9 protein-coding genes and 1 tRNA gene are annotated in these 13,460 nt (G+C 53.1%); 6 read left to right on the top strand and 4 right to left on the bottom strand.

Translation table 11 applies throughout. The features are described 5' to 3' along the window. Nucleotides 1-179 precede the first annotated feature (179 nt). The 3 genes from WC598_RS11700 to WC598_RS11690 are packed head-to-tail and all read left to right on the top strand — an operon-like array spanning nucleotide 180 to nucleotide 2,464. On the top strand, nucleotides 180-1,040 hold the full coding sequence (locus WC598_RS11700; protein WP_372961683.1) for a hypothetical protein: 861 nt from the start codon (nucleotides 180-182) through the stop codon (nucleotides 1,038-1,040). Nucleotides 1,041-1,080: 40 nt separating this feature from the next. Beyond that, nucleotides 1,081-1,890 (top strand): PAS domain-containing protein, encoded by an 810-nt coding sequence (locus tag WC598_RS11695; protein WP_372961682.1) that lies wholly within the window; start codon nucleotides 1,081-1,083, stop codon nucleotides 1,888-1,890. Between the two features lie 7 nt (nucleotides 1,891-1,897). Next, complete coding sequence (locus WC598_RS11690) at nucleotides 1,898-2,464, top strand: hypothetical protein (protein WP_372961681.1); 567 nt, start codon at nucleotides 1,898-1,900, stop codon at nucleotides 2,462-2,464. A gap of 639 nt (nucleotides 2,465-3,103) precedes the next feature. On the opposite strand, the gene WC598_RS11685 is transcribed toward WC598_RS11690, so the two are convergent. Together WC598_RS11685 and WC598_RS11680 are read right to left on the bottom strand one after the other, a co-directional pair. Then, nucleotides 3,104-4,981, bottom strand: coding sequence for a PAS domain S-box protein (locus tag WC598_RS11685; protein WP_372961680.1), 1,878 nt, complete (start codon nucleotides 4,979-4,981; stop codon nucleotides 3,104-3,106). 145 nt (nucleotides 4,982-5,126) lie between these two features. Beyond that, complete coding sequence (locus WC598_RS11680) at nucleotides 5,127-8,165, bottom strand: PAS domain S-box protein (RefSeq protein WP_372961679.1); 3,039 nt, start codon at nucleotides 8,163-8,165, stop codon at nucleotides 5,127-5,129. 830 nt (nucleotides 8,166-8,995) lie between these two features. Between WC598_RS11680 and WC598_RS11675 the strand changes: the two genes are divergently transcribed. The 3 genes from WC598_RS11675 to lon all read left to right on the top strand — a co-directional run bounded on the left by WC598_RS11675 (nucleotide 8,996) and on the right by lon (nucleotide 12,446). Beyond that, entirely contained in the window at nucleotides 8,996-9,373 is a 378-nt protein-coding gene (locus tag WC598_RS11675; protein ID WP_372961678.1) for an MscL family protein, read from the top strand. A 195-nt stretch (nucleotides 9,374-9,568) separates the two neighbouring features. Then, entirely contained in the window at nucleotides 9,569-9,988 is a 420-nt protein-coding gene (locus WC598_RS11670; protein WP_372961677.1) for a MarR family winged helix-turn-helix transcriptional regulator, read from the top strand. A gap of 100 nt (nucleotides 9,989-10,088) precedes the next feature. Next, nucleotides 10,089-12,446: an endopeptidase La gene (gene lon / locus WC598_RS11665; protein WP_372961676.1), complete on the top strand. Its 2,358-nt coding sequence runs from the start codon at nucleotides 10,089-10,091 to the stop codon at nucleotides 12,444-12,446. A gap of 256 nt (nucleotides 12,447-12,702) precedes the next feature. Here the strand turns inward: lon and nth are convergent, their stop codons facing one another. Both nth and WC598_RS11655 read right to left on the bottom strand, forming a co-directional pair. After that, nucleotides 12,703-13,350 carry an endonuclease III gene (gene nth, locus WC598_RS11660; RefSeq protein ID WP_372961675.1) on the bottom strand — a complete coding sequence of 216 codons (648 nt, stop codon included), beginning with the start codon at nucleotides 13,348-13,350 and terminating at the stop codon, nucleotides 12,703-12,705. Nucleotides 13,351-13,357: 7 nt separating this feature from the next. After that, nucleotides 13,358-13,432: transfer RNA gene (locus tag WC598_RS11655), tRNA-Pro, on the bottom strand. Nucleotides 13,433-13,460: the final 28 nt, after the last annotated feature.

Here is a 13,460-nt window from a genome sequence, read left to right as displayed (position 1 = left end):
CCAGGACAACGAAAAATGAGATCCCCCCGTGCTTTTGAACCATTCAGGAAAACCGGGAGATTATTTCAGGAAACCTCCGGTGTATTCCGGTTGGAACGGGGTACTTCCGGCAACCGTGATCGGTTATCCCCATAATCACTCCCATAACCGGCTGAAACATATATATGGTGGCTTCCCCCATGAAGCATTGTTATAACCCGGTCCGGATCGGGCCTGATGGCAGCTGTCGGATCCGGACTGGGGAAGAGAGGGTATCCGGGATCCCCACAGCGTTCTATCATCGACAGGGAATCCCGCCGGAACAGGGGGATATGATGCCGAACATTGGAGATTTTACCCTTAAAGATATGGTTGAGTTCTCGGCCGCATTGCGATCCGTGGGATACGGGGCGGCCAGCATGGAAGAGGCAGCCGATAGAATTGTCCATTACCTCTACGAAAACCTCACGGATCTAAATACCGGGGAAAAGAACTGCGCCCTGGTCCGCCTGTTCAAGACTCATTCCTATGGGGAGCTTGACCGCGACCTGCAGGAGTTTGCCCGGGGGATCCTGAATGGATCTCCGGAATCCCCGGACATGAAATGCCTGGTCCTGCTGGCAAGTGCCGGCAGGGAACCGGAATGGGACGGTCGCAAGACCTCCCGGGGACACAGGGCGATTCCCCTTCCAAGCGAACATTTTATCGAAGCATTCCCCATGGTCCGGCAGCTCATCCAGCAGATGGGACTTACCGTCAATACAATCCTGCGACCGGACCCGGCAGTGGTCTTCGATATGGTGCAGACCACCTACAATGTCTTCTGTATTCCCGATGCGGTTGGCAGCCCGTACGTCCCGGCCCAGAAGGATTTCGTAATCCCGTACGGGATCCGGTCGGTCATTGGTTTTGGAGGGATCCTGCCTTCGGGGAACCTCTTTGCCATCATTATATTTTGCAACGTGACGGTTCCCAGGGAGACTGCGGACCTGTTCCGGTCTCTGGCACTGAGTGTGAAAATCGCGGTTTTACCGTTCGATGACAAGACCGTTTTTCGATGATATGTATGAGAAACCGAATACGTAACGGAGGGGTAAACTGATGGATAATAGTGCGATGGCAGAGAGGGTCACTCATCTTGAAGCAATGGCAGATTCGTTAAACGAGCTCCTGGCTGTGCAGGAAAAGGTTGTGGCTGAACAGTCCGAACGGCTCAAGGAGAACGACGCGCTCCTGAAATCTATCCTTATGGGTTCACCCGCATTGCAGTTTGTGATCGATAAAGATCACCGGGTCATATCCTGGAACAAAGCACTTGAGGAATACAGCGGTATAAAAGAAACTACGGCTCTGGGTACCAGGAACCAGTGGATGCCATTTTACGATGCAGAACGACCCGTCCTCGCAGATCTGCTGATTGACGAAACAATTGAACAGCTTCCCGAATGGTACCAGGGCAAAATTAATAATTCCCGGTTTGTTGCAGGAGCGTTTGAGGCTACTGATTTCTTCCCGAAAATGGGTACTTCCGGAACGTGGCTGTATTTCACTGCCGCGCCCATCCGGAACGCCAAGGGTGCAATTATCGGAGCCGTTGAAACCCTGGTAGACATCACTGAACGAAAACAATCCGAGAACGCTCTCAAAGAGAGCAATGACCGGTTCCTCGCATTCATCAAGGAAGCGGCTATGAGACTCAAGAACCCGATGGAAGTGGTAGAACAAAACATTTCCATCGTTATTGAAGATATTGAGCGCGGCCAGTTCGAAAATTGCGATGTTTTACTCCAGCTCAAAATCCAGATCAGGAACCTGGAACAGATCCGGCAGAACATCATCGAACTCAATAAGATGATTGTGAACCATTCGGGTGATCTTTCCGAATCGTCGAAAAAATTCCTCACGGAATAGTGTATTCATGTCATTCACCCTACCGGATATCAAGGATGAGGAAATTTATCTCATCATGGCATCAGCTGCGGAGATCAGGAATAAGAACATTGAACTTATCAGAATGCTCCTGGCCAAAGACTATAACGTCCTCGTCATCACCACAAACCAGCCCTACGATATCTTAAAAAAGAATTATGAGAGAAACGGGATTGCGATGGATAAGATTTCCGTCGTCGACACGGTCACGAAATATGCCATCGGACACGATCATGAGCCGGTAAAGAACTGCCGGTTCGTCACCAATCCTGCCGATATGACGGGTATCGGGATTGCCGTGACTGAATCCCTCATCGGACTCAAGGGAAAGAAAGTATCCCTGCTCTTTGATTCGGTCAATGCGATGCTGATCTATATCTCCTCCCAGAATATCACCAGGTTTGTTCATTTCGTTACCAACAAACTGCGGCTGATGGGTTTTTCCGGCATGTTCCTTGCGGTTGAAAAAGGGCTGGATCCGGATATTCTCACCCAGCTGACCACGTTTGTCGATGAAGTAATTGATGATGAGAAAGATCTTCTCAACAACAGATAAGTTTCACGGGGAAACTGGCAGAACGACCGGTTCCCGGGTATAATGAAATCCAACCGGTAAAAACGAATCTGTCTGAAGACAGAATTATCCCCGTTCAGGCATTCCACCTCTCTACAAAAAAACAGCTGGGCATGCACCCGGGTCTTGAGTCCGTTTGTTAAAAAAAAAGAAATGACATCCCTGCTCATACGTTTTTTTGTTCAGAACTCAACGGGGGTACGGTCCGTTTTTTATCAGAAACGTTTTCATAGCAAAGAACCGGATTTCACCGGAGGGCACCCGGGTTCTCATGTACCTCTTATTGTAAAAAGGGCCTGTCGAAACCAAGCCCTGTACGGCCCCCGTTTCCCCGTTTTTGATTCCGGCCCCCGGGAAAAACCCCGTAAAATGCCCCGTTCCGGTTACGTTGCAAAAGAACGAATTTTCGGGGGTATTTTGCCAGAATGCGGCTGGAATCCACCTCGTACAACAGGGTATATCACGCGTGGAATCGATGCCATTTTTATCGGTAATTTACTCCATCCGGCTAAAAGAACTGCCAGCAGAACGCGGATAACGGGGTCATATATTATTCGTCAAATATCTGTCCGGGAACCCGGTCGTACAGGAACCCGCCCCGGTTTCAATAACCGCTACCCCTCAGGGCATATCGGGCACGAACCGGTACGCCCCGCCAGGCACCACCATCTCGAACCGTGCCCCGACGCCCGCTTCCCCGGTCTCTTTGATACTGATACCGGTTATGTCAAGAATCTCCCGGGATATGGCAAGGCCAAAACCGGTGTTCTTCCCAAATCCAAGATCGAAGATCTGTTCTTTCTCGTCTTGAGAAATACCGTTGCCATCATCCGCACATACAATGATCCTCTTTCCATCCCGCTCCTCAAGAGAGAACCGGATTGTGGTGATCTTCCCCCCGTGCCGAACCGCATTGTCAACCAGGTTGAAAAAGACCCTGGCAACCAGGGGATCGGCAAATACTTCCCAGTTGGCCGGGAGATCATTTTTGAGTACAACCTGATCCGGTGCAGCATCCCTGCCTACGTTCTCTAAAAGGATCCGGATATCCTGCCATGCAGGTTCACGCACGCCGACCTTGTCGTATTCTTTGGTGAACTGGATCATTCCCGCGATCTGGCTGCTTGCCCTGTTGATGCGGGAAAAATAGTGTTCATACGCGGGATCCGGCATTTTTTTGTGGAGCAGTCCGACAAAACCGTCCAGGGCCAGGAGCTGGTTTTTGATATCATGGCGGGTGATTCCCGAGAGGAGGCTGAGCTTTTTGTTGGCCTGCCGCAATGCTTCCATATCTCTCTTGCGCTCGGAGATGTCGCGGACAATGGAGAGGTCGACATCCATTCCCCGGTAACGAAATGCACGGATACTCACTTCTATGGGGAAGATACTCCCGTCTTTTCTCCGGTTTGCCGATTCAAATGTGGCATGCCCGTCCCTGAACAGTATTTTTGCAATGCCCGGCATGATCCTTTTCGCAATATCCTCCGGCACAACATCCCGTGGGGACATCTTCAGGAGCTCTTCTTTGGAATATCCCAGCATCCGGACGGCTTTATCGTTTACCAGAAGGTATTTTCCGGGACCCTCAGGGACTCGTTCAACCAGGTATGCCGCATCGTTGGCATTGTCAAAAATCATCCGCAACAGCAGCTCGCTCTCCCGGAGTGCCTGCTCCTTCTCGGCCAGCAGTTGGTAATTATTCCGGAGCTCTTCGTTTTTCCGTACGAGTTCCTGTTCTGCATTTTTCCGGTCCGTCACATCCTTGAATATTCCACGGGTGTACTGGCAGGTCCCGTTTACGATCCTGCAGCCTGCCATCCCCTCGACATAGATCTTTCTCCCGTCGCGGGATTTGAATACGGCATCAATAATCCCGACGTTCTCCCCGGAGATCACCCGCTGGAATGTTTCCCGGCAGTGTCTGAGGCTCTCCTCATGGATGATATCGAACAGGGTACGATCCAGGAGATCCTCTTCCCTGTATCCCAGCGTATCCAGCCATTTTTTGTTGACAAACAGGAAATGACCGTCCGGTGCAATGCTCTGGATCAGATCATTTGCATTCTGGAGATCATGGCAGCGCTGCTCCTGCTCGGCAAGGGTTCTCTGGGTTCTTCTCATGAGAACCGCCTGTCGGATCTGGTGAGTCAGCTCGGCAAACTGGGTTTCGGGGTCGCCGCCCTTCTGGAGATAGAAATCGACCCCGTTGTTGATGGCCTCGATCACGATCTCTTCGCGGCCCCGGCCGGTAAACAGAATAAAGGGGATAATTTTATCAGAATCCCTCACTCTCTTTAACAATTCGATGCCATTCATTTTCGGCATCTGAAAGTCAGAGATGATGGCATCATAGTTTCTGTTTTTGAGCCTGTCAAGGGCAACAAGGGCGGACCTGGCTGTATCGACAGAGAATTCACTGTTGTCCTCAAGGTATCTCAAGCCCATCTCAAGGAGTGTGGGATCGTCATCGACATAGAGGACAGAAATCCCGTCTGCCATAAGCTGTACATATCAGTAGGGTGGCATATCCCTTTCGAAATGAATTACGCATGCCGGGTGGGAATAAATCCCGGCCTGCGGTATACCTCAGAGAACAATATGGCGTGACCGGGAAAAAAACTGCCCTGCCTGCATCGTTTTCCGGTTATCTGGGAGTAAGCCGGTACGCCCAGTTTGGCACCATCATCTCGAACCGGGCTCCCTCTCCCGGCGTTCCGGTCTCGCGGATCGTAATACCGGTAATATCCAGGATCTCCCGGGATATGGCGAGGCCAAAGCCGGTGTTCTTCCCAAAGCCAAGATCGAAGATCTTCTCTTTCTCGTCCGGAGCAACGCCCGCACCGTCATCTTCGCAGACAATCGCCCGGTCATGGGTCCGCTCCTCCCAAGAGAACCGGATTTCTGAGATAGCGCCTCCATGCCGGATTGCATTATCCACAAGGTTGAAAAAGACCTTGGCGATCAGCGGGTCGGCAAAGAGTTCTGTCCTTGCGGGAAGATCGTTTCTGATGATGACGCCATCATGGACCGCGTCATTTCCCGCAGTCTCCACAAGGGAGAAGATATTCTGCCATAAGGGAACCTGTACGCCTATCTTCTCGTATTCTCCGGTAAATTTTATCAGGCTTGTGATCTGCCAGCTGGTGGCATTGATCTGGGAGAAATACCGGGCATACGCCTTGTCAGGGATTTTTTTCTGAAGCAGCTCAAGAAATCCGTCCAGTGCCTGGAGCTGGTTGTTGATGTCGTGGCGGGTGATGCTGGATAAGAGGTTGAGCTTTTTGTTGGCCTGCCGCAAGGCTTCTTCCGATCTCTTGTGCTCCGTGACATCGTGGCAGATGCCCTGGTACGCGATGATAGTTCCCGCGGCATTCCGCACGGGGGTCGCACTTTGCGAATGCCACCGCCAGGTGCCATCCTTGTGCCGTATCCGGTATTCGAACCCGCTGACTTTCTCCCCGTCATGGATAACCTTTCGGAATTCTTCAGCGTTCCCTGGCAGATTGTCAGGGTGAATAAAACCTGATGCCGGCTGATTGATAACCTCGCTGGTATCATGCCCCAGTATCTCTGTCCACTGGGGCGAGACATAGGTAAACACACCTTTTCGGTTCAGGGAGAAGACGATCTCGTTTGCGTTCTCCACAAACGAGCGGAACTTCTCCTCGCTCTCCCGGAGGCCCTCTTCCATCTTCTTCCGGGCAGAGATATCCATGACAATCCCCCGGAACCCGTCAAGGGTCTTGTTCCGGTAAATCGGCGATGAATAGATGACAATCGGGAACCGGCTGCCATCCTTTCTCAGGCCAATGTATTCTTTGGGTTCAAAGGAGATCCCGTGAAGGATCTTCAGCATGCTGTCCCGGACGTCTGCGTGCTTGGCGGGATCAATGTGGGAGAGGACATTTGTTCCCTGCCGGATATCCTCATCGGTCAATCCCAGTACCGAGAGGGCATGCCGGTTTGCATACGTGATCTTAAGATCCAGATCAGCTTCAAAGACCATCTGGGGCAGGGAATCGGCGAGATCGCGGTACCTCTCCTCGCTCTCAAAAAGTGCCTCATGTGCCTGCCGGGAGGCAGAGATATCCTCGTAGGTTCCAAGAACCCCGATGATCTCCCCGTCCCTGTTTCTGAGCGGAACTTTGCTGGTGCGGAGCCACGACGTGCTGCCATCGGGCCGGATCTGCGGTTCTTCGAAATTGATCTTCGGCCGGCCGCTCTCCATAACTTCACGGTCATCAGCCCGGAAGTGTTCCGCGATTCCCGCCGAAGAATGGTCATAATCGGTTTTTCCGACCAGATCGGCCGGGTCCGGATATCCCACATCGTTTGCAAGTGATTTGTTGCAGCCCAGAAAAACCATGTTGCGATCTTTCCAGAAGACTCTCTGCGGGATGGTATCGAGGACGGTCTGGAGCATCTGACGGGACTCAAACGCAGCATCTTCCGCCAGTTTCCGTTTCGTGATATCCCGTGCTGTCCCGATGATAACCGCTCGGTTCCGGTTGTCGATGGCATTGATGGTTTTGTCCTCATACCACCGGCAGGTACCATCTTTCCTGCGGATCCGGAACTGATCGGAGGGGAGCGGGGAGCCGATCGTATCACGATTCTCATCGAGGTGACGCTGTATGATTCCGAGATCCTCCGGGTGGATGAATTCAGTAATATTTTTCCCCACCATCTCATCCGGCAAAAAGCCAAGCTGGTCAACCGTCCGGGGGCCCACGTAGAGGATCGTGCCATCCCGGTCAATGGAGTAGATGATATCCTGGTTTACTTCAACAAGCGTCCGGTATTTCTCCTCGCTCTCGCGCAGGGCATCTTCTGCCTGTTTCCGGTCCGAGATATCAATGACAATGCCCCGGAACCCGGAGAGTTCTCCCTGCTTGCAGACAGGATCGCCATAGACGAGCGCCGGAAATGTGCTGCCATCACTGCGGGTGATGGTATATTCGCGGTGCTCGCAGGGTTCCCTGCGGACAATCTTCTCCGCATTCCCGATCAGGCGGGCGTGCTGCGATGGATCGACGATCGAGAGGGCAACAAATCCCCGTGCCACATCCTCTGGTGTGTAGCCGAGCTGGCTGTATCCCTGCCGGTTCACGAACGTGACCCGGAAGTTCCGATCAATCTCAAAGACAATCTGTGGCAGGAGTTCAGCAAACTCGCGGAACCGGGCCTCGCTCTCCCGGATCTGCTGCTCGCTCCGGGCCAGCTCCTGGTACTGCCCGCGAAGCTCCTTTTCCGTTGCCGTGATCTTGTCGTACGCGGTCCTGAGTTCGACCTGTGCCCGCCTGCGGGCAATGGCCTGCCGGATCTTATGCGCCAGTTCGGCGAACTGGGCTTTCGGCTCGCCGCCTTTCTGGAGATAGAAATTGGCCCCGTTGTTGATAGCCTCGATCACGACCTCCTCGCGGCCCCGGCCGGTAAAGAGGATGAAGGGGATATCGCCGTACTCTTTCCGTACCGTTTTTAAAAAGGAGATCCCGTCGGTCTCCGGCATCTGGTAGTCGGAGATGATGGCATCGTACAGCGGGATGGAAGAAGAGTCCAGGGCTTCTCTTGCCGAGAGCGAGAGATCAACGGAAAATTCGCCGGACCTCTCAAGGAAGATCTTCCCGATTTCGAGGAGACCGGGTTCATCATCAACATAGAGGACCCGAATCTCATCCGCCATATAATATTCATATTTGCCTTGCGAGATATCCCTTTCGCTCTCCTTGGCTCTCCTTTACCACCGGTGACCGTCAGGATCCACGTGTCTGCCGGATCGTATCGTGGAACCCTGCGGAGGAACAGATCCCAAAGATCCCAGGAGAAATACCGGCATAAACCGGATACCGGGGACCCTGGTGTGATCTTACACAATTCAGCCGCGATACTGATGCTGTGACCGGCCCGGGGAGTGCAGGTGGCTTTTTGTTTTTCCGGGTTTATCGTCCTGTCCGACGATTGCTAAACGGGCCGTTGTAGCTGGTCCGGCCACGGTTGCAGAGAGGAGCCGGGCATTATCCGTGTTTTTGATTTTTCCCCGGAGAACATTGAAGAGGACGACTGCAAAAAAAAACAATAGTCCGGATATACAGTGGCAAAGGTAAAACAAAAATCACCACTACCAGAACCACGCCGGCTGTTGCATGTACTGCCAGGTTTTTCCCGTCCGAAAGAGAGCGATAGACCGCGTCTGATTTTTTTTTAAGAATTATTGCCATCCCCTGGTGCATTTCCGGAATGCAGTATACCGTCTGCTCCGGATTTGTCATCAAAAATGTGAAATGGTTTTTTTTTAGAAGGGAAATATCCTGAGAAGATGACCCGCGATTTTTTTTTAAGGAGCGGGAATGCATACACCCGACATGGACGAGATCTGCTATGGCCGACAGTTTTTTTTTTTTGTTGCGGTTATCAGGCGTCCCCGTCCACCAAAAAAATAATCACACCGTACATCCATCGTTCATACCGGGAGCGGGCTCTTCCTGTTCCGGATTATTACAAGGTGATTCTGAAATGGTTGACAAGAAATTAGGCGATGCAGAGAAACTTCTCGGCGGCGGAGTATCGACAATCGGCAAAGGTGCCGAAGGATTCAGCAAGGAGTTCATGGATTTTTTGCAGAAATACCAGGTCATCGGCCTCGCGGTTGCGTTTGTTATCGGAACGGCTGCAACGAAACTGGTCAATTCTACCGTGAGCGATATCATCATGCCCGTTATTGCCGTGCTTATCCCGGGCGGGAACTGGAGAGAGGCGGTTTTCCAGATAGGACCCGTAAAGTTCCTGCTCGGTGATTTTGTCGGTGCAATCATTGATTTTGTCATCATCGCGGTGGTGATCTTCGTGCTTGTCAAGTATATCATGAAAGGAGATGTCTCAAAGAAGATCTGATGACCGGTCTTCCCTTTTTTTACTGTTTTGGCAGGAATAACAGCAAGCCTCAGCGTGAACCGGGTCCTGTCGGCCGGATTTTTGCATGTCCCGGGTGACGAACAGAACGGCAAGAATGTCCGGACATGTTGTTCTGCCGTGTTCTGATCATCACCTTTATGATTAGGTAAAACCTAACTAACGAAGGATCAGAGCATGACGGAACAAGAGGAGCACCTGTTCGAAGTACTGGATCACCTGCTCAGGATCAGGAACGAATGCTCCTGCTCGATCTTCTCTGAGTGCGGGCTCTCCGACATGACGGTGAAACAGATAGCCTATCTCCGGCTCATCAACGATGAGGGAGATATCACGTTCAGCCGTCTTGCAGAGATCACGAAGAACTCCAAGCCCACGATAACCGAGATGATCAACAAATGCGTCCGGATGGAGTGCGCGTACCGTGAACAATGTCCCGATGACGGCAGGATCCTCTATATCCGCCTGACAGAAAAAGGGAGATCGATCGCACAGGCGGAACAGGCTTCCCTGCGCAGGATGATTGAACGACTGATGGATTCACTGGATGAACACGAGCAGGAACTCCTGGTGGAGATCCTGAAAAAAGTCAGGTAATTTTTTTGTCCTGCACTTTAGTTAGGTAAATTCGAACTAAATGATTGGGGCTACCATGCAACCAGAAAAAACTGAAACTAACGTTAAAGACACCGCAGATATGATCGTCATACCACTCTTTGAAATTGTCGTGTACCCGGAGAGCCGGACAAAATTCCCGGTTGACCTGGCCACCGGAGATCTCCTGCTCGCCGCTATGGAACGCGGAGATGAGGATGCCGTGCATGCGATCGGGCTCACCGTCAAGAGCGGCACCCGCCCGGCAGAACTGACCGCGGAGTCGCTGTACCGGGTCGGGAACCTGTTCCGGATCCTCCACGCTGAGCCAAGCGATGACGGGTACCTGATCTGTGCGCAGGTTGCCGGGCGGGCAAAAGCCGTCTCGATCTCTGAAAAGGACGGGCGGTTTTATGCAGCGTACGAGCCGGTTTCGGACATTCTGGATCTCGATGATGATCTGCGGGCGCGGATCCTTGCCGATATCAAACTCACGATCCACGAGATCAGCAGCCGCTTTACCGGTTCGGAACAGTTCACCGGCCCGATCGACCGGATGCAGTCGATTGATGAGATCATGGGCTTTGTCATGCCATTCCTGCCGGTTCACTTAGCCGAGAAGCAGGCCCTCCTCGAGATAATCCCGGTCCGGCAGCGGTTCATCACGTTTCTTGAACTCCTCATCCGGGTGCGGGAGAACATCAGCATCCGGATCGAGATGGCAAAGAAAGTCACCGACCGGGTGAGCAAATCGAACCGTGAGGCCATGCTCCGGGAGCAGCTCCGGGTCATCCAGGAGGAACTTGACGAGAGTGAAGGAACTCCCGGTGACCTTGGCTACCGGGAACGGATAGAACAATCCGCTTTGCCGGACGAGGTTCGCAGGAAGGCAATGGCCGAGGTAAAAAAGCTCGAGACCGGGGGCAGCCAGAACCACGAGGCCTCCGTTATCCGGAACTATCTCGATCTCATGCTCGATCTGCCGTGGACAACTGAAGAGAAGAAGAGTATCGACATAGCAGAGGCAAAACGGGTGCTCGAAAGCCATCACAACGGCCTTGAGAAAGTCAAGGAGCGGATCATCCAGCACCTTGCGGTCATGAAACTCCGGCAGGAGAAGCAGGGTTCGATCCTTCTCTTTACCGGTCCGCCCGGCACGGGAAAGACGAGCCTTGGGAAAAGTATTGCCGAGGCGCTCGGCAGGAAATATGTCCGGGTCAGCCTCGGGGGTATCCGGGATGAGGCCGAGATCCGCGGGCACCGGAGGACCTATGTCGGAGCCCTGCCCGGGCGGATCATCCAGGGCATGCAGAAAGCCGGCACGAAGAACCCGGTCTTCATCCTTGACGAGATCGACAAGCTGGCAACCTCGTACAACGGGGATCCGGCCAGTGCCCTCCTCGAGGTGCTTGACCCCGAGCAGAACAACACGTTCTCGGACCACTACCTCGAAGTTCCCTATGATCTCTCGGATGTGCTCTTTATCGCGACTGCAAACTCCCCTGCAACGATCCCGGCCCCGCTGCTCGACCGGCTGGAGGTGATCGAGATCTCGGGCTACACGAAGAACGAGAAGTTTGCAATAGCACAAGACCACCTCATTCCGGAGATCCTCAGAGAACACGGGCTCGATACAGAGAAACTCCAGTTCGAAGATGAGGCCCTCAAAGTAATAATTGAGAAATACACCCGCGAGGCCGGGGTCCGGTGGCTCAAGAAACAGCTGGCAAAAGCTGCACGCCACGTATCCGAGAAGATAGTCTCCGGAACTGCCGAACTTCCGTTTGTCGTTACAACGAAAAATCTTCCGGACGTGCTCGGAAAGGAACTTATCCGGCAGGAAGTTGCCCGGAAGGAACCGGTGCCCGGCGTTGTTACCGGCCTTGCCTGGACCCCGGTCGGGGGGGAGATCCTCTTTATCGAGGGGACGTTCATGCCCGGCACCGGCAAGCTCACCCTTACCGGCCAGCTCGGCGATGTGATGAAGGAGTCGGCAACAATCTCGCTCTCCCTCATCCGTTCCCGGCTCGGGAACACGGAGAACGGGTTCAATTTCATGACCAGCGACATCCACGTCCACGTACCCTCGGGGGCTACACCCAAGGACGGGCCTTCAGCGGGCGTGACCCTCTTTACGGCCCTTGCATCCTTGATCACCGGCAAAACGGTTGACCCGGGTCTAGCCATGACCGGCGAGATCACCCTGAGCGGTGCAGTACTGCCGGTCGGGGGGATCAAGGAGAAGATCCTTGCGGCTCACCGGGCCGGGATCAGAAAAGTGATTTTGCCCAAAGAGAACGAGCGGGACCTGGAGGACGTACCTGAGGATGTCCGGGGCGACCTCGCATTTGTGCCGGTGGAGACGGTTGAGGAAGTCCTCAAAGAAGCGCTGGGTATCGCAATGCCCCGGTCCTTAACAATGCCTGCCGGGAACAGTTTTGTTCCGGTGCAGAATCTCTGAACGAAAAATGCGGAAACGCGGAAAAGGGGGAGATGTCCCTCTTTTTTTACCCGGTTTTACCGGTGCAGCGGAAACGTGCATCACTGAAAACTAAAAAAACCGGTTAAGGGGTCTTCACTCTTGGAGTGCAATAAAAAAAATGCATTTTTCAGGAAGTTTATTTTGTTTGTTTTTTTCTTTCAGACGATAAGAAATGCTTTTTTGTTGAAAACTCCGCCATTTTTTTCTTAAAAAAAGGCTGCGGGATTTTTACCGGTCAGCGGTATTCCTTCCGGAAATACCGGCACTTTTTGCTCACCACGCACATCTCGCACAACGGTTTTCTTGCATCGCAGGTTGCCCGCCCGTGGGCAATCAGGACATCCGTGAGATCGCCCCAGAGCTCCCGGGGGAAGAGTGCCATGAGATCGCGCTCGATGATGGCTACGTTATCCGTATCCGAAAAGCCGATCCTCTGCGCAAGCCGGCGGACGTGGGTGTCAACGGCAATTCCCTCGTTCCTGCCAAGCGCGTGATACATCACGATATTTGCGGTCTTGCGGCCAACCCCCGGAATCGTTAAGAGTTCCTCCATCGTTGCCGGCACGTTCCCGCCAAAATTGTCGAGCAGGGTCTTTGATGCGGCGATGATGTTCTTTGCCTTTGCGTGGTAGTAGCCGAGGCTGTGGATGATCTTCTCAACGTCTTCGATCTTCGCTTTCGCGAGCTCATCCGGGCCCGGGTAATTCGCAAAGAGCGTGGGTTTTACCTTGAGGACGCCTTTGTCGGTTGTCTGGGCGGAGAGGATGGTGAGGATAAGAACTTCAAAGGGCGTTCCGCGTGCAACCGTCTCCGGGGCTTCGCGGGCATCAGGATAGCGCGTGAGAAGAAGCGAATAGATCTGTGCGGCATCCTGTTTTTTCATGGTCCTATGGGGTAGGGCGGATTCGAACCGCCGTCAAAGCGTCCCAAACGCTCTAGGATGGACCAGGCTACCCTACTACCCCGTGCCATCATACCTGTGCCGGCAAGATA

It is taken from the genome of Methanoregula sp. (assembly GCF_041645475.1).
Taxonomy (GTDB): domain Archaea; phylum Halobacteriota; class Methanomicrobia; order Methanomicrobiales; family Methanospirillaceae; genus Methanoregula.
The sequence above is the reverse complement of the archived record's forward strand: the minus strand, read 5'-3'. Positions and strand labels throughout refer to the sequence as shown.